The organism is Lysinibacillus sp. NPDC097195, assembly GCF_044762075.1.
Classification (GTDB): domain Bacteria; phylum Bacillota; class Bacilli; order Bacillales_A; family Planococcaceae; genus Lysinibacillus.
The window spans coordinates 2,493,449-2,510,730 of sequence record NZ_JBIWDP010000001.1; the positions used below are offsets into that span (position 1 = coordinate 2,493,449).

14 protein-coding genes are annotated in these 17,282 nt (G+C 38.4%); 1 reads left to right on the forward strand and 13 read right to left on the reverse strand.

From position 1 onward, the window contains the following. Positions 1 to 160: 160 nt before the first annotated feature. From ACIQXI_RS12795 to ACIQXI_RS12835, 9 genes are all read right to left on the reverse strand, one after another. Positions 161 to 1,045 carry a transcriptional regulator CcpC gene (locus ACIQXI_RS12795; protein WP_402925762.1) on the reverse strand — a complete coding sequence of 295 codons (885 nt, stop codon included), beginning with the start codon at positions 1,043 to 1,045 and terminating at the stop codon, positions 161 to 163. Positions 1,046 to 1,112: 67 nt separating this feature from the next. Then, positions 1,113 to 1,556 carry a cyclic-di-AMP-binding protein CbpB gene (cbpB, locus tag ACIQXI_RS12800; protein ID WP_402925281.1) on the reverse strand — a complete coding sequence of 148 codons (444 nt, stop codon included), beginning with the start codon at positions 1,554 to 1,556 and terminating at the stop codon, positions 1,113 to 1,115. Positions 1,557 to 1,870: 314 nt separating this feature from the next. Further along, the gene (locus tag ACIQXI_RS12805) at positions 1,871 to 2,110 is read right to left on the reverse strand and encodes a short-chain dehydrogenase (RefSeq protein ID WP_402925283.1); all 240 of its coding nucleotides are present in this window, start codon (positions 2,108 to 2,110) and stop codon (positions 1,871 to 1,873) included. Positions 2,111 to 2,222: 112 nt separating this feature from the next. Beyond that, positions 2,223 to 2,990: a 2,4-dienoyl-CoA reductase gene (gene fadH / locus ACIQXI_RS12810; RefSeq protein WP_402925286.1), complete on the reverse strand. Its 768-nt coding sequence runs from the start codon at positions 2,988 to 2,990 to the stop codon at positions 2,223 to 2,225. A gap of 221 nt (positions 2,991 to 3,211) precedes the next feature. After that, on the reverse strand, positions 3,212 to 4,396 hold the full coding sequence (locus ACIQXI_RS12815; protein WP_402925288.1) for an iron-containing alcohol dehydrogenase: 1,185 nt from the start codon (positions 4,394 to 4,396) through the stop codon (positions 3,212 to 3,214). Between the two features lie 16 nt (positions 4,397 to 4,412). Then, entirely contained in the window at positions 4,413 to 5,174 is a 762-nt protein-coding gene (locus tag ACIQXI_RS12820) for a 3-hydroxybutyrate dehydrogenase (protein WP_402925291.1), read from the reverse strand. Positions 5,175 to 5,188: 14 nt separating this feature from the next. Continuing rightward, the gene (locus tag ACIQXI_RS12825) at positions 5,189 to 6,505 is read right to left on the reverse strand and encodes a GntP family permease (RefSeq protein ID WP_402925294.1); all 1,317 of its coding nucleotides are present in this window, start codon (positions 6,503 to 6,505) and stop codon (positions 5,189 to 5,191) included. 158 nt (positions 6,506 to 6,663) lie between these two features. Continuing rightward, entirely contained in the window at positions 6,664 to 8,184 is a 1,521-nt protein-coding gene (locus ACIQXI_RS12830; protein ID WP_402925296.1) for a CoA-acylating methylmalonate-semialdehyde dehydrogenase, read from the reverse strand. A gap of 15 nt (positions 8,185 to 8,199) precedes the next feature. Then, positions 8,200 to 9,093 (reverse strand): NAD(P)-dependent oxidoreductase, encoded by an 894-nt coding sequence (locus ACIQXI_RS12835; RefSeq protein ID WP_402925298.1) that lies wholly within the window; start codon positions 9,091 to 9,093, stop codon positions 8,200 to 8,202. A gap of 232 nt (positions 9,094 to 9,325) precedes the next feature. Here ACIQXI_RS12835 and ACIQXI_RS12840 point away from each other — a divergent pair, with 232 nt between their 5' ends. Beyond that, positions 9,326 to 9,943 carry a TetR/AcrR family transcriptional regulator gene (locus ACIQXI_RS12840; RefSeq protein WP_402925301.1) on the forward strand — a complete coding sequence of 206 codons (618 nt, stop codon included), beginning with the start codon at positions 9,326 to 9,328 and terminating at the stop codon, positions 9,941 to 9,943. Between the two features lie 450 nt (positions 9,944 to 10,393). On the opposite strand, the gene ACIQXI_RS12845 is transcribed toward ACIQXI_RS12840, so the two are convergent. The 4 genes from ACIQXI_RS12845 to ACIQXI_RS12860 form a co-directional block, all read right to left on the reverse strand. Then, positions 10,394 to 12,403: an EAL domain-containing protein gene (locus ACIQXI_RS12845; RefSeq protein WP_402925303.1), complete on the reverse strand. Its 2,010-nt coding sequence runs from the start codon at positions 12,401 to 12,403 to the stop codon at positions 10,394 to 10,396. 53 nt (positions 12,404 to 12,456) lie between these two features. Continuing rightward, positions 12,457 to 14,613 carry an RNA degradosome polyphosphate kinase gene (locus ACIQXI_RS12850; protein ID WP_402925304.1) on the reverse strand — a complete coding sequence of 719 codons (2,157 nt, stop codon included), beginning with the start codon at positions 14,611 to 14,613 and terminating at the stop codon, positions 12,457 to 12,459. Beyond that, on the reverse strand, positions 14,579 to 16,156 hold the full coding sequence (locus ACIQXI_RS12855) for a Ppx/GppA phosphatase family protein (RefSeq protein ID WP_402925306.1): 1,578 nt from the start codon (positions 16,154 to 16,156) through the stop codon (positions 14,579 to 14,581). The genes ACIQXI_RS12850 and ACIQXI_RS12855 overlap by 35 nt, the downstream gene beginning before the upstream one ends. A 161-nt stretch (positions 16,157 to 16,317) precedes the next feature. Beyond that, entirely contained in the window at positions 16,318 to 17,220 is a 903-nt protein-coding gene (locus ACIQXI_RS12860) for a chemotaxis protein (protein WP_402925309.1), read from the reverse strand. Between the last annotated feature and the right edge of the window lie 62 nt (positions 17,221 to 17,282).

The following is a 17,282-nucleotide window of genomic DNA, read 5'->3' on the forward strand; positions in this document are numbered from 1 at the left end:
GGGCTGTTGCGTCTTACGCTGTGTGCGTTCCCGCAGGAGTCACCGTCTTCGCTACCATCAACTAGTGCTATTTGCTGAAATATTAACAATAGTCAAAGAAATTTACATAAAAAAAATGTTAGATTGATTACGGTCAATCTAACACTTAGCATAGTGCTATTTATTTATAGTCAAACAAGCAACGGGCATGATCTTGCACAACTTCTACAAATGCCTCCACTTGTCGCAATTCGAAAGAGGACTCATAGCCAATTAACCATGTATCGCGCGTTAAGCCAAATTCTTGCTCATCGTTTGTTAGGGCAATTTTATTAATATTATCATGCTCATTTAAAGTAATGGAAGGTAAAATAGCATAACCTATGCCATTTAACGCCATTTGTTTACAGATTTCAATTTGATCCACTAAAATTTGTCGTCGTGGATTTGAAGCAAAATGCTGTTGCCACCATTGCTGAATTTCCTGATAATAATTAGAATCACTTTTGAATTGAATAAATGGGCGGTCCGTCGTTAACACATCTTCAATCGTTTTTAACTCCTGATCTACTAGGTAGAGTGTATCGCGGAAAAGATGAATCTTTTGCCCTTTCCAATCGACCTGACCACGCACAATGCCGACATGAGCCTCTCCCTCGTATAAAGCTTTAACAATTTCAGAGCTCCATCCTGTCATAAGTGAGATTTTAGCTTCCGGATATTTGGTTACAAAATCTTTTAATATTTGGGGAAGCCAGTTTTGTCCGACAATAGAGGCGCAAGCAATTTTCAACGTACCATTCACTTTCGTCGTTAAGGACTGTATCATTTCAAAAATTTCTTCTTTTTTCGCTAGCATGTCTGTCGCATAAGCGATGACATGCTCCCCCGCAGGTGTTGCTGTAAGTCCCTTTTGGGAACGTATAAAAAGCTGTGCTCCCCAATCTTTTTCAATCGATTGCAACCGTTGTGAAAGTGCCGGCTGCGATAAAAACAACCGCTCTGCTGCTTTACGCATATTGCGTTCCTCAGCTAAAACTTTCAAGATTTCCGCTTCTGTTGCCATCAATCACCTAAACCTCCAATACAAGTAAAGGGGGACATCATGATTTTCATCTGAGTCCCCTCCTACACTACTGTTCTTTTTGATAGATATATTTTTTCAACTGTTTTAAAATAACACGTCTTGTTAAAATTCCTGCAAATGTACCATCTTCATCTACAACACATAAAAATGCATGGTTAATAACCAAATCTAAAGCGCGTTGGAATGTATCCGTCATTTTTAAAACGGCTATGTTTTTTTCCATTATAGTATCAACTTTAATATCTGGTAATTTTTCATATTCAATATGTTCGAGACCTAAAATGGATTCAGTAATCATTTTCATACTCAATAAACCTTGAAGTCGATATTTTAAATCTAATACAGGTATTGAAGAGTACCCTGTACGTGTTAGTACAAGGAGTGCATGCTCGGCACTATTACCACTTTGTACATGCGCAACCTTTTCGGATGAAATAATAAAATCACTAATTGGCATTGCTAATAAGTCTTTGCTGTTAGTTGAAATCATGAACTTCTTCTCCTTTTCTGTCCTTACTTGCAGAACAGGATCCTTCTCTTTTATCATATCACAATGTTTCCGAATATGACCATGACAAGGTCAAGAAGAGTTTTTTATCAACCATGCATATTGCTTATTGCCTCCAAGTATCCTACGTAGACTAACACTACATTGTTCGATTATTTAAGCAATGCCAATGAGTTTTTTTAATATGTTCTTATAAAATCTCAATTTTGAGGAAAAATAATTTAACGACATCGGGTTTGCCGCAAAATAAAGTATCACATTGACTGATGCACATGTGATACTTTATCTACTGTTCATTAATACCCTATTTTACTCCAATAATAAAAAATCATAATCCCTAAAAACAGCAAAAAGACAATGTATACCCATACAATTGGATTCAGCATCGTTGCAAATTCTTCGACAGTCTCTGAAACCGGCGTATCTTTTTCCGATTCCCGTTCTGACGTCATTTTGGCAATTCGCATAGTTGAAACAAAGGAAATAACCGCAATGATTGTTATTGCAATTAGCGCTGGTATCAACCACATACCCATAGGCAAAACTCCTTTCTTTGCCCTTAGTATGTATCAACACGCCTATTCATTATGCAAATGATTTTTGGAGACCATTTGAAAAGCCTTCACACAATTTACATTTCTAAAAAATTTAAAAAGGGGATTGATTTAGCCACTGTCCGCCATCTAATGTGACACATTCACCATTCATATATCTCGCTTTATCCGACATCATAAATGTTGCTAAATCGGCAACTTCCTCCGGAGTACCTATGCGTCCTAGCGGCACAGAATTAATAGTAATAGCGGTAGCTTCCTCTGATTCCCATAATTTAGCTGCTCCCCCTGTACGTTCAATTGGCCCCGGTGCAATAGCATTTACACGAATGCCATACCGTTTTCCCCATTCCACCGCTAATGTTCTTGTCATTGACAATACACCTGCTTTTGCCGCTGATGAATGGATTACACCAGCACCTGCATTCCAAGCATACGTCGCTACCATATTAATAATTGATCCGTTTATATTATGTTTAATCCAATATTTCCCTACAACTGAAGAGCAATAGAACGTGCCGTTTAACACAATATCCACTACTGCTTTCCAGCCATTTGGTGTTAAATCTTCTGCGCGTACCATAAAGTTACCAGCTGCATTATTGACTAATCCATCGACTTGTCCAAATTTTTCAACAGTAAACGCCACCATCGCTTCAGCTTGTTCAGGTATACGAACATCCATTTGAAATGTTTCGATTGTGTTTCCTGCTTGTGCTATAAACTTTTTTGCCTGTGCTAATCGCTCTTCGTTACGACCGGCAATCACAACATTTGCCCCTTCTGCAACAAATTGTTTTGCCATATAAAGCCCCATACCACTTGAACCACCAGTAATGATAATTGTCTTCCCCTGTAACATAACCATTCCCCCTTAGTTTCAAAAAAATGAATAACGATTCATTTTATTTTACTACATTTTCTGGGAAATGTCATATTAATTCTACAAAACTCTTATTTTATAGAAATGCGTTTACTATCTAAAAAACTTCTTAACAATCATAAAATGGCGCCAAGCACTATCTATGCTTGGCGCCATTTTTACATTGTTTACGACTAACGTTGATTTCTTCGAATCTTATCTTAAAACGCATAATGATAAGCAATCTTGTACAGCTCCATTAACTCATCCTGTGTTGGCACTTTAGGATTATTTGCTGGGCTACCACTGGCGATTGCATCGGTTGCCATTTTAGGAATGGCCGCATAAAATGCTTCCTTTTCAATGCCCCATTGCTGTAAATTGCCGATACGCATCTTTTTACATAGTGCCTTGATGGAGTCGATAGCTAAAGTGGCTAGTTCTTCTTGTGTACCATATTTCCCGTCCTTGTTAAAATATTTCCCAATATCCGCTAAGCGCTCCACGCATGCATCCTTCGAAAATTCTAATACTGCTGGAAGCAGCATCGCATTGGAAATACCATGTGGGACGTGAAAAAGTGCACCGATAGGTCGTGACATCCCATGCACTAGCGCAACAGATGCATTAGAAAACGCTAGTCCTGCCTGCATTGAACCTAGAGACATTGCCTCGCGTGCATCAACATCATTCCCTTGTTCGTAAACTTTCAATATATTATTAATAATTAATTCCATCGCAGACAATGCCAGTACATTCGAATAGGGATGTGCTAAACGTGATAAATAGCTTTCAATGGCATGGCTTAAAGCATCAATACCTGTTGCCGCTGTTATGGCTGGTGGTGAAGTTAGCGTTAGCATCGGATCAACAATGGCAATTGGTGGCATAAAAGCTGGTTGCTTAATCATCATTTTTACATCGTTCGTTGTATTTGTAATAACAGTAGCGTCAGTCGCTTCAGAACCTGTACCTGCTGTCGTTGGAACCGCAATATGAGGGATGGGTGGGTGCTCTGCTACTTTTGCCATCTTCATATAATCACCAATATAACCTCCGTTTGTAGCGACGACAGCAATCGCTTTTGCTGTATCAATACAACTTCCGCCACCAACGGAAATAATGACATCACATTGTGCAGCTTGCAATATTTCTAGACCTTGTGCTACATACGTATCCACTGGCTCTGTTGTTACACCGACATATGTCACCGCTTGTAAACCATTAGCTTTTAAAAGTGTCATACACTGTTGAACGAACCCTAAGCCTTCCATTATGGGATCACTGACAATCAAAGCCTTTGTCCCTAGTTTGTTGGCATAAACACCAACCTCTTCGAATGCAGCTCTGCCATAAACAATCGTCGCTGGAGAATTTACAGTGAAGGTTGTTTTTGTTTGAATCATAACGCATCTCTCCTCATTATTGAGCTGTATAACCACCATCTAACACAATTGCCTGACCGGTTAAACCTTTGGCCGCATCACTTGCTAAATAAAGCGCCAGTCCTGTAATCTCCGAAACGTCTAGCAAGCGTTTTTGGGGGACTAGTGGATATAACACTTGCTCCAGTACTTCTTCTACCTTGATACCTCGCGACTTAGCTAAATCTGCAAACTGATTGCGCACTAATTCCGTATCCACATATCCGGGACAAATGGCATTAACTGTAATGCCTTCATTGGCTACTTCAAGAGCCGCTACTTTAGTTAAGCCGATTAGCCCATGCTTGGCTGCATTGTAGCCAGCTTTGCCGGCAAAACCAATAACACCGTTGATTGAAGCCATATTAAGAATGCGTCCGTAATTATTTTTTTTCATATGTGGTAATGCATATTTCAGTGTAATAAATGGTGCGACCAACATTACTTTTTGCATTTGTTCAAACACTTCAGTTGGAAAATCCTCTATATAAGAAACATATTGGAACCCTGCATTGTTAATTAAAATATCAATTGTGTTAAATTTTTCAATTGTAAATGCAATTGCCTCACGAATGGCTTGCTCCTTTGTCACATCACATGTATAAGCTGTTAATTGTGGATGTTGTGCTATTGCATCAGCCAAACGTTGTTCATTCATATCCGAAATCACAACATTTGCCCCTTGCTCAGCGAATGCTTGAGCAAGGGATAGTCCAATTCCTTGCGCAGCGCCAGTAATAAATACTGTTTTGCCATCCATTTATGTTGTCCCTCCTACATTCCTAATGAGAATAATAGTATCGCAATAACAGTACCAATAATTGGTACAATGACTGTTAAGGCACCAAAAGGTAAATAGGCATCCTTATGTTTTTCATTACATACAGAATTAATTGTTGTTACCACATAACCACCATGTGGTAATGAATCAAGCGAGCCAGATGCAATCGCAATCGTTCTGTGCAATGCTTCCGTATTAACACCCATATCAATATAGTGAGGAGCTAATAATGGCATTGCTATTGTTTGTCCTCCAGATGCTGAACCTGTTAAACCTGCAATAATTGCGATCGCAACAGCACCACCTATTAAAGGATTTCCAGGAATATTAGTCATCAAATCTACAGTCGCTACGAATGACGGTGTAGCTTTTACAACGCCCCCAAATCCTACTACTGCTGCCGTATTGGCAATAGCTACAACAGCGCCCATAGCGCCAGCAGCTAGTGTTGCACTAACCGATTTTGAATATTTGTAGCTGACTAAATAAGCTGTAATACAACCGCTCGTTAAGGCAACTATTAAAGCAGATGTACCAAGCGAGTCATGATATATAAAGGAAATTAGTAAAACGACTAGTAATGGCACTAAGCTTAAAATGGGGCTAGGTAGCTTACGCGTGTTGTCTACTACCGGATCTGTTGGGCGTTCAATAAAAACCTCTCCCTTGTTCACTGCACGCTTAATCATCCAATTGAGCCATAGTGCACCACCAATTGCCATAAATAAGGCAACGACAATACTTACTTGCCAACCTGCATACGGTGTCGTCCCTAAATAAGGAATCGGAATCCAGTTTTGAATTTCTGGTGAGCCTGCCGAAGTCATTGTAAAAGTCACAGAACCTAAACCAAGTGCTGCTGGAATAAAACGGCGTGGGAAATTCGCCTGCTTAAATAAACTAATGGCCATCGGATATACAGAAAACGCCACAATAAATACCGAGACACCACCGTACGTTAATACCGCTGCAGCTAAAACGACTGCAAATGTGGCATACTTTACGCCAATTTTTTCAACAATCCATTTGGAAACACTGTCAGCTGCGCCTGTATCCTCCATTACTTTCCCGAAAATCGCACCTGCCATAAACATTAAGTACCAAGAACCAACGAAGCCCGTAAAACCATCCATATAACTCGTTAAGAAATTGGCTTGATTGTCATTTGCCGTTTGTGGAAAGAAAGCAAGACCATTCGTTAGAGCTGCTATTAAAGCAGTTAATGGTGCTGAAATCAGTAAATTGACCCCTCTCATTGTTAAATAAACCAATAATGCTAAACTGCCAAAAAGTCCAATATACGCTATCATTTCACACCCACCTATCTTTTTATAGAAAGTGCTAGGCTTGACCTTTCAGGATATGCCTGATTAGACAGAAGTTTAGGCGGGCTTACATACAATGGTATTCGCTAAAGCCCGCTGAAATCGTCACCTTCTGTTTGCTTTATTCAATTCTAACTACGCCATTAATCGTTATTACTTGGAAATGCAAATGTAGATGCGGATGAAGCATTATTTGTCATCCAGCGTTCGGATATAGTTTTAGTCTTTGTAAAGAAGCGTGCCTGATCCGGCCCAAACATATGGCCCTCACCGAAACGTGAGCCTTTAAATCCAGCAAAATTATGGTAGCCAACTGGAATTGGGATTGGTACATTCACACCAACCATCCCTACATCAATCTCTGTTGTAAATTTACGTGCGACAAGCCCATCGTTTGTAAAGATCGTGACACCATTGCCAAGCTCATGCTCGTTAATCAGGTCAATCGCCTCTTCTAATGAATCTACACGTACAACATTACGAGCAGGGCCAAATATTTCTTGTTCATAAATTTCCATACCTGGTTTGACATGGTCTAATAACGTAGGACCAACAAAGAATCCTTTTGAGTCGTTGACAATCGCAAGCTCACGACCATCGCATACAACGGTTGCCCCCTCTGCTTCGCCTTTATCGATAGCAGCAAGTATAGCTTCTTTTGATTGCTGTGAAATAACTGGACCAAAGTCTGTATCTTGGTCTGTATAAGCACCTACTTTTAAGGCGGTAATTTTTTCTTTTAGAATGGCAACGAGACGATCTGCTGTTTCTTTACCGACAGGCATGATTGTTGAAATAGCCATACAACGCTGTGATGCTGCACCGTATGCTGCACCGATAAATGCATTTGCTACTTGCTCAAGGTCTGCATCTGGCATGACAACCATATTATTTTTACCTCCGCCTAGTGCTGTGACACGTTTACCATATTTTGAACCTGTTTCATAGATGTACTTAGCAACTGGCGTTGATCCTACAAATGAAACCGCTTGCACAGTTGGGTTTTCTAAAAGTTCATTCACGGCATCTTTATCTCCATTTACTACTGTCCAAATACCATCAGGCAATCCCGCCTTCTTCCATAGCTCACTGACAAATAACGCGGTCATCGGTACTCGCTCCGATGCTTTTAACACAACTGCGTTGCCGACTGCGATTGCCATACTTGTTTGGGCTAACGGCACCATGATTGGGAAGTTAAATGGTGAAATTGCCGCTACAACACCTAGCGGATACTTTGCAGAATAGGCATTAATTTGACCTCCAACGTTGACAGAGTACTCACCTTTTACTAAATGTGGCGCACCAATGGCTAAATCAACAGACTCTAGCCCTCGTGTAATTTCACCTCGCGCATCTTCAATCGTTTTACCGCTTTCTGTACAAATAATTTGTAACAACTCTTCCATATTGTCTGTAACTAAATTGCGGAATTTTAATACAACTTCCGCACGTTTTGAAACGGATGTATCGCGCCAATTAGGGAATGCTTTTTTCGCTTTAGCAATAGCCTCGCGAGTCTCCTCTACTGTTGCCAGTGGAACTTTGGCAATGACATCACCCGTTGTTGGATTATAAACTGAACCGTAACGACCACTTCTTCCTTTAGTCATTTCCCCACCGATAAAATGCGTTAAAGTTTTCACTTCTTGTGCTGTTGTCATATTTTTTTTCCTCCTTTAAAATTGTTTCACCGTACATTTTTCTTTTAAACTTAAATAAGCAGCAGACATATCATGTTCACCATAGCCTTCTACTGATATTTCGTTGTAAAGATTCACTAGCTGTTCACCTATACGAAGAGGCACACCTGCTTCAGCCGCCATATTTTGAGCTAAGCGTAAATCTTTTAGGAGTAGATTCGTAGAAAAGCCAGGCTCATAGTTTTCATTTTTCATGTATTCTAAATAATTGCGTTCATAAATACGACTTTGACCATAGCTATTACTTAATACTTCGTAAAGTGTATCTGCTGCAATTCCCATTTTTTCTCCAAGTACAATTGTTTCAGCGACAGCTTGTGTGTAGAAACCAATCATTAAATTATTAAGCAATTTAATACGTGTACCAACACTTGGCGATGCACCAAGGTGATAAATATTTTTACCGATTATTTTGAAAATGGAAGCTCCACTTTGAAAATCCCTTTCTTCCCCACCTATCATAATTGTAAGCGTGGCATTTACTGCACCAATAACACCACCACTTACCGGGGCTCCAAGATAACGCAATCCTAATGATTTCGCTTTTTGAAAGAACGTATCATTTAATTCGGGATTCACTGTACTAAAATCTATTAGTAAACTTCCTTGTTTAGCATTTTGTAAAATGCCTTCTGGTGATGAGTAGACTTGTTCAACTACTTGTGGCGTCGGTAAGCTTGTCATTATAACTTCACTGCACTGTGCAACTGCTTTAGCTGTTGTTAGCGCTATACCTCCTTGTGCAATAAACTGCTCCATTGCTTGCGTATTCGTATCAAAGCCATACACTTCATAGCCTGCACGAAGTAAGTTTATCGACATTGGTAAACCCATATTACCTAAACCGATAAAACCTAATTTTTCTTTCATTTGAGCTCCCCCATTTCCTGTGAATTGCGTAAAATAGCGCTGATACACTAGCAAACTTTATGTTTTTGTCGTAACATTAATAACGAGATACTCTTGATGACCGCAGTCACTGACTTCGGTCACTTAAATCATAAACAAAGTTACGAGAGCTCGTCAATTAAAAATTTTATATTTTCTGAATATATTTGATATTTATTATTATAGGATATTTTTTATACGGAGGCAGAACGGCATGAATTCGTTAACTACTCGCCAAAAAAAGGCATTGGAAACTCGGGAAAAGCTACTTAAAACATCATTAGAATTATTTAATAATTATGGTTTTGAGCATGTATCAGTTGAACAAATTACAAAAGCATGTAAAGTGTCCAAAGGTACATTTTATACTCATTTCCCATCCAAATATGATGTTATTTTGGAAAAATTTGAGGAGCTGGATAGTTTTTATAGTACAGTGGAGAAAAAAATCGATCAAACTTTACCAGCAAGTGAAAAAATCTTACTGCTTTATAAAGAACAAATGATCTATTTAACAACTGTTGTCGGGAAGGATTTGTTGCGAACGGTCTATACAGCCGCGATGACAAATCAAGTTGAACAGAACCATTATTTAATTAGCCCGGAGCGGAAAATTTTTCAAATTATTAATTCATATATTCATGAGGGTATTCAACAAGGAGAGTTTGTTAACGAATTACAAGCAATTCAAATGCAACACATTATTCAACGATGTATGCGCGCTAATGTATATGATTGGTTAATCCATAACGAAGAATTTGATTTAGTTACGGAAATGGCACACTTCACAGCAGTTGTGCTAAACGGCATGAAGGCACAACCTTCAAAATAGAATATATTTTAAAAATAGCCCCTCGAGATTCTCGAGGGGCTTAGAGTTTTGACAAAAGAAATAATGAAGTTATTGCTTATTGTCTTTTATTAAGTTGATTGGAGCGGAGGACGGGCGACTCCTGCGGGAACAGCACAAAATGTAAGACGCAACAAACCGCGCGTTAGCGAGGGTTGCGGCTTACGATGTGCCCGCGGAAAGCGCACGTCCGTAGCGGAAATCAACCGCAGTATTTAACTTTATTAATAGAGGTATCGAGTAGGAACTCGATGCCTTCAATATTTACTTACACGCTACCAAGTTGATTGGAGCGGAGGATGGGCGACTCTGCGGGAACAGCACAAAATGTAAGACGCAACAAACCGCGCGTTAGCGAGGGTTGCGGCTTACGATGTGCCCGCGGAAAGCGCCCGTCCGTAGCGGAAATCAACCGCAGTATTATGCTAAAAGCTACCCTACAAAATATTGTGCCACAATGGATTCCACAGGTAAGGGCTTATTATATAAATAGCCTTGCCCTTTTTGACAACGATGACGTTTTAGGAATGCCACTTGTGATGGCTCCTCTATGCCTTCAGCAATGACTTCAAGCCCTAAGTTATGGGACATGGAAATAATTGCTTTAATAATGGCCTCATTTTTATCATCTTTTGCAATATCAGCAATAAACGATTGATCAATTTTAATAATATCGATAGGATAGCGCTTTAAATAACTCAGTGATGAATAGCCAGTGCCAAAGTCATCAACAGACACATAAACCCCTAGCTGCTTTAATTCCGTTAATATTGAAAATGTTTCATGGACATTCGTCATGGAACTTTCAGTAATCTCCACCTCAATTAATTGTGGTGCTACATCATATTTCTTCAATGTTGCTTTAATCTTACGAGCAAAGTTTTCTTTCCTAAATTGTTTTGGAGAAATATTGATGGCAATGCGCACCGGTCGATATCCCTTTAAGCTCCATTCCTTTTGATAGCGACAAACCTCACTAATAATCCAATCACCTATTTCAACAATTAAACCTGTCGCTTCGGCAATCGGAATAAACTGTGCAGGTGAGACAAAGCCAAATTTTCGATTATTCCAGCGCAATAAAGCCTCAAAGCTATTTATACTATTATCATTTAAATTCATCTGAGGCTGTAGATGAATACTCAACTCATTAAACTCAATAGCACGACGTAAATGGGCTTCCATCAGTGCCTCATTTGGAAAGACATTCGTCATATCATCACGGTAATAGCGGTAATGTGAACGACCGTGCTCCTTAGCTGAAAATAAAGCTTGGTCAGCCTTTCTGACAAGTGTTTCGAGATCCTTGCCATCTGCTGGACTTAAGGAAATACCAATCGAAACGCTGATAAAATATTCTTGGTCATCGATCATAAAGGGCTGTTTCAACGATTCTAAAACTGAACTAGCTAATTGCTCTATTTTGTCTACCGATGCATCTTTTAAAATAAAAATAAATTCGTCGCTATTATAACGATAGAGTGAGCATTTTGCGTAACAAAGTGCACGAAGTCTTTGACTAAACATTCGCATAAGTTCATCACCCTTGCTCTCACCAAGTGCTTCATTAAATTTTTTAAAGCGATCAATATCTACTAAAATAATGGTTGCCTGATTATCACTTTGCTTATCATTTAAATGTTGGTGCCAATGTTCTTTAAACGCTCTACGATTCCAAATACCGGTTAATTCATCCTTTAAGGCTAAATAGTAAAAGGCATCATAGTCACTCTTTAAAAATTCAGCGTCTCTTACAAAGAAATGTACTGCAATGATCTCCCCATTAAAATAGGTTGGATGGATACGCAAATAAAATGGTTCACTACTTAATAAGTTGCCTTTAAATAAACATTTCGGCATATCAAAAGTAGCACCCTCGATTGTCTTAGCAAATAATAATTGGACTTCGTTTACATAGTTGCACTCTAATAATGAAAAAATATCTAGTCCTATTAGGCTGTGATGTTCTCTCGACAATAAAGACGTGGCCGCAACGTTTTGATGAATAATACGACCTTGTAAATCAGTCGTTAACACAGGACATACATGTTGCTCAACAAATTGCAAATAAGGCTTTGTATCATACTGCTCCTCACGCAATATTACAGCTATAAGTGAGGCTTCTAGTTGCTGTACACTTACAGTAAATGATTGCTGCATTTGTTCCGTCTCTGAATAAAGCTCAATTTTCCGTGCAATGTTAAATTCTAGCTGTACGATTTTTAATAATTGCTGCCAACATTGCTTGTTAAAAAATTGCTTTGCATTAGCGGCTTTCACATCCTGCACCGCTATAGATAATGCGAGTTTGTCGTTATAATGAACGATTTCAAATTCCCCATCATCCGCTTTTTTTAAGCATACAACAGCATCAAATGGATTAAGCAGTGCCATCTGTCGATAGTTTGCGAATTGCGCTACATTCTCTCTATATTTTTTCATTATATCCCTCTCTAGGTAGCGTGTTTACTCTAGTCGTCTAATACGCTCATACTTTATTCTTCATCTAGCGTCGGTTTTAGAGCTTCTTTTAAGAAAATTTCCTGACTATTAATAGGGTCTTCGCTGCGATCGAACTCTTTATAATGATATTTCCCATTACAATCTTGAATTCGAGCTTTTGCTGTATCCTCAAGTTGTTTATTCATTATATCCATAATACGAGCTTTTGCTTCAATTGAATAGACAGGGAATAGAATTTCAACTCGTTTTATCATATTTCTTGTCATCATATCTGCCGAAGATAAGTAAACTCTATTTGCACCATTATGGTGGAACCAGTAAATACGAGAATGTTCAAGGAATCGACCAACAATACTCGTGACAGTTATATTGTCACTTATACCTGGGATACCTGGTCGTATACAGCAAATTCCGCGAATAATAAGCTCTACTTTTACGCCAGCAATGGAAGCTTCGTATAGCTTCATCATTAAGTCCTTGTCTGTTAATGAGTTCATCTTTGCTCGAATAAAGCCATTTCCGTATTTTTTATGACAACTAATTTCCTCATCCATTAAACGGATAAATTCATCGCGAATATCGAATGGGGCAACAACTAAATGATTGAATGTAGGCTTTTCCGTATAACCACTTAAATAATTGAAGAAGTTTGTAGCATCAATGCCGAATTCCTTGTCAGTTGTGATGATGCCCATATCCGTATAAATTTTGGCAGTTGCATCATTATAATTTCCTGTTCCTAAATGGACAAAACGTTCAATTTTGCCATTACGGCGACTGACAACGAGCGTAATTTTAGAGTGGGTTTTTAAATTATTCATGCCATAAATAACGAGACATCCCGCTTGTTCAAGCTGCTTTGCCCAATGGACATTATTTTCTTCATCAAACCGTGCTTTTAATTCCACTAAAACCGTCACTTGCTTGCCATTTTCAGCTGCGAGCTTTAACGCTTGGATAATCGGCGAATTACCACTAACTCGATATAATGTTTGCTTGATCGCTAAGACATTTGGATTGACTGCAGCCTCCGAGATAAAATCCACAATCGGTGCAAATGATTCATATGGATGGTGGAAGAAAATATCCTGCTGTAATGCTTTTTCAAAAATATTTTCATCAGATTGTAGATCTAATGGTGGTTGTGGAATAAAGCTCTCATATTCTAAATGTTCCCGTCCTACAGAGATACCTTTTACAAACGAGAACATAAATGTTAAATCGAGTGGCCCGTCAATATGAAAAACATCCGTCTCCTCGATTTCAAATTCTTCTAATAAATAGGCAAGAACTTCATCATTCATTTCCCCGACACGAACTTCTAGACGGCTACCGACACCCCATTTACGTTTCTTCAGTTCTTTTTCGATTTCTACCAGTAAATCGCGAGCACCTTCTTCATGTATTGTTAAATCAGCGTTTCGTGTTAAACGGAATGCCTGTGTAGATTTCACACTGTAGCCATAAAAAAGCCTTTCAATATGAGCAACTATGACATCTTCAAGTAATACAATGACAGTTTCGCCCTCAGCACTGGGCACTTTAATATAGCGATCCAAAACAGAAGGCACTTGCACAATGGCCACCTTTTCACGGCTTTCGAAATCGGGTTCATCTTGTTCTAAAAGGACAAGTAAATTTAAAGTCTTGCCGAGCAATGTTGGAAACGGACGATAGGCATCTACTGCTACTGGTGTTAACACAGGAAAAATGGTTTCAGCAAACATTTCATTAATATACGCTTTTTGCGTACTATTTAAATCTTTCATGTCCGCAATATGTACATTATGCTGTGGTAATAAGTCATAAATTAAATGTCGATATACTTCCGTTTGTCGGCGCACTAAAGCTTGCGTACGCTCAGCAATTTTTGCTAATTGCTCTTTAGGTGTTAAACCTGATTTATTTTCAGCTTTATGAAAACCAGCACGTACTTGGTCTTGCAGTCCTGCTACACGCACCATAAAAAATTCATCTAAATTGGAGCTAAATATTGCTAAAAACTTCAAACGTTCTAGCAGAGGATTATTCACATCCTCCGCTTCTTCTAAAACACGCTCATTAAAAGCTAACCAGCTTAATTCACGATTATTATAATATTGCGGTTTTGCTATTTCTTCGAGTAATCGGCTATGCGCTTCTGAAAATTCTTCTTCATGTAATCGATTGTTTGTTACTTCCGTTGTCATCTTGGTTCCACCCTTCTTCGATAAAGTTTACTGTAATTGGTATCTTTAGAGCGCGTTCTAGATGTTTCTTATGTCGATTGGCTTGATATTTTTCAGCAGCGGCATTTTTTTTAACATATACATTCATCTGGACAAAACTGTCATAAGGTTGCATTTCAATCGCATGTACTATTGTTCTCTTGGATACATTTAGTGCATAGACGAATTTTAACAGCGCGCCAAAATCTCGCATTTTACGATACTCGTCACGGCTCAACCATTCTGCAAAAGGAGCTGCGAAGCGTTGAAAATAATCTTTATTTTTATAAGAAGCTAAAAGTGCTAATTTCAGCCGCTCTTTATGATTTAAACCATCAATGGATTGATTGGCAATTAAATAAAAAGTATGTTGGCTAGCGGAGCTTAACTCTATATACTCTCCAATATTAAAAATCTTTGCAGCCTTACTTAACAATTGCAAATCAGTTTCATCAAATTGAAAATATTTTAAATGGCAACACTCTCTGTATAATTGGTCGGCTAAATGCTTTAAATAATTTACTTCTAATTCTGCACGTCCATATTGCCTAGCTAGTCTTCTAGCGTTTCCCTCAAACACATTATATTTATCAAAAGCCTGTGGATTTTCTTGTAAAATACGATGAATAATGAGTCCTTCCCGTAAACCTTTTTTCGTAAGCTGGAATACTTCACTACCCACAATGTCCATCAATACACGGAACACCTCTAAAGCAGGGACAATAATATCTGCACGGTCCGTCGAAAGCCCGTCTAAATGTTTTAATTGTTGAAAGCTTAAATTGCCCAAAAACATACTGAGTTCATCTAAATCCGCTTTAGCTATTTCATAGCCGTGTACACTGGCAATCGGATATTGATGTCGCTGTTGATGAACTTGGGCTATATTTCTTGCACTGCCCCCTATAGCAATAATCGGTAAACCTACTTTTTGCATCCAAGGAAGTGATTGGAATTGCTCTTTGACATAGGTAATCAGCTCTTTCTTTTCGCTACTATTCATGATGTCACCCTTAACAAAACGTTGCTTTAATGACACCGTTCCAAAAGGGAAGCTAAAAGATTCAAGCAGTTCTTTATTTTTAAATAGCGTTATTTCGGTACTGCCTCCACCAATATCAATTGTTACAGCAGAAGGTGTACCCATCGAATGCGCTACGGCAACGTAACCGAAATACGCTTCTTCCTCTTCAGATAAAAGCTCTATTTGTATATCCGTTCTTTCCTTCATTAACGCAATAATTTGTTCCCTATTCGTTGCTTGGCGAATGGCAGCGGTTGCAGCAGCTTTGACATCCACAATTTCAAAATCATCTAGCATTGCTTTAAAAGTACATAATGTTTCCGTTAGTATTCGAATACCTTCTTGTGACATTTCACCTGAGGGTTGCAAATATGTACGTAAACGCGCAACCGTTTTAATATTGCCTAGTTCTCGAAGTCCCTCTTCATTATCATACTGATACAGAACTAAACGAATTGTATTCGATCCAATATCAATAATAGCCGTTTTCAAATCTTTCATATCATCACTTCCTTTTCAGGACAATCGGTAGTACTCATTATTTTGTGTTAATGGCACCGTCATTTATACAAAAAAGTCGGTACCAAAAAGGTATCCGACTTTCATTTTTTATTAATATTTCAGGATACCAATTATTAAAATTGTAAGTTCCTTTTTTAACTTTATAAAATAAGTTGATCGACGCGTAAAATAAGCTCTGCAATTTCGGGTTTACTAATTTGGTCCTCTGCTCCAACTTGATCGCCCTTATGACGAAGATCATCTGTAATTAAACTAGAGAAAATAATGACCGGTAGCTTTTGTAAATCAGTATGTTCTTTTATTTTACGAGTCAAATGGTGACCATCCATTTGTGGCATCTCAATATCAGTAACGACTAATTGAATATGTTCTGTTACGTTACTTCCACTATTTGCTAATGATTCTAAGTATTCATACGCATCTCGGCCATTTTCAAAAAACTCTACATTCTCATAACCGGCTTCCTTCATTGTATCAAATAATAATTTACGTAATAAAGGTGAATCCTCAGCAATCAAAATACGTTTTTCAGAACGTTCACGTTTACCAAGTTTTTTAACTGACTCTACACTTATACCCGAATCAGGGTTAATGTCAACCATAATTTTCTCAAAATCTAGTAATAGAATCATTTGTTCATTTTGCTTAATAACGCCGATTACTTGTGAAGTGCCCCCCTGATACATATCCGAAGGTTTTTCGATTTGATTCCATGAAATACGGTGAATTTGTGTCACATTATCTACATGGAAAACAACTCGTTGTTTATTAAACTCAGCAACAATGTATTTTTGCTGTGGATTACGTTCTGCACTTTGTATACCTAGTACTCGTAGCATATCGACTACTGGTAATACCTCACCTCTTAATTGAATAATTCCCTCTACATGCGGGTGCGCGTGTGGAATAAACGTTACTGGTATTGGTTGGATAATTTCTTTTACTTTAATAACATTTATACCGAATTTATTGTTAGCTACTTCAAATTCAACGATTTCTAGCTCATTTGTGCCACTCTCTAATAATATGCCTTTATGTTCCAAAGCAACCCCGCTCCTTTCTATTTCAACATTAAATTATAATTCAATTGTATCATAGGCGCTAC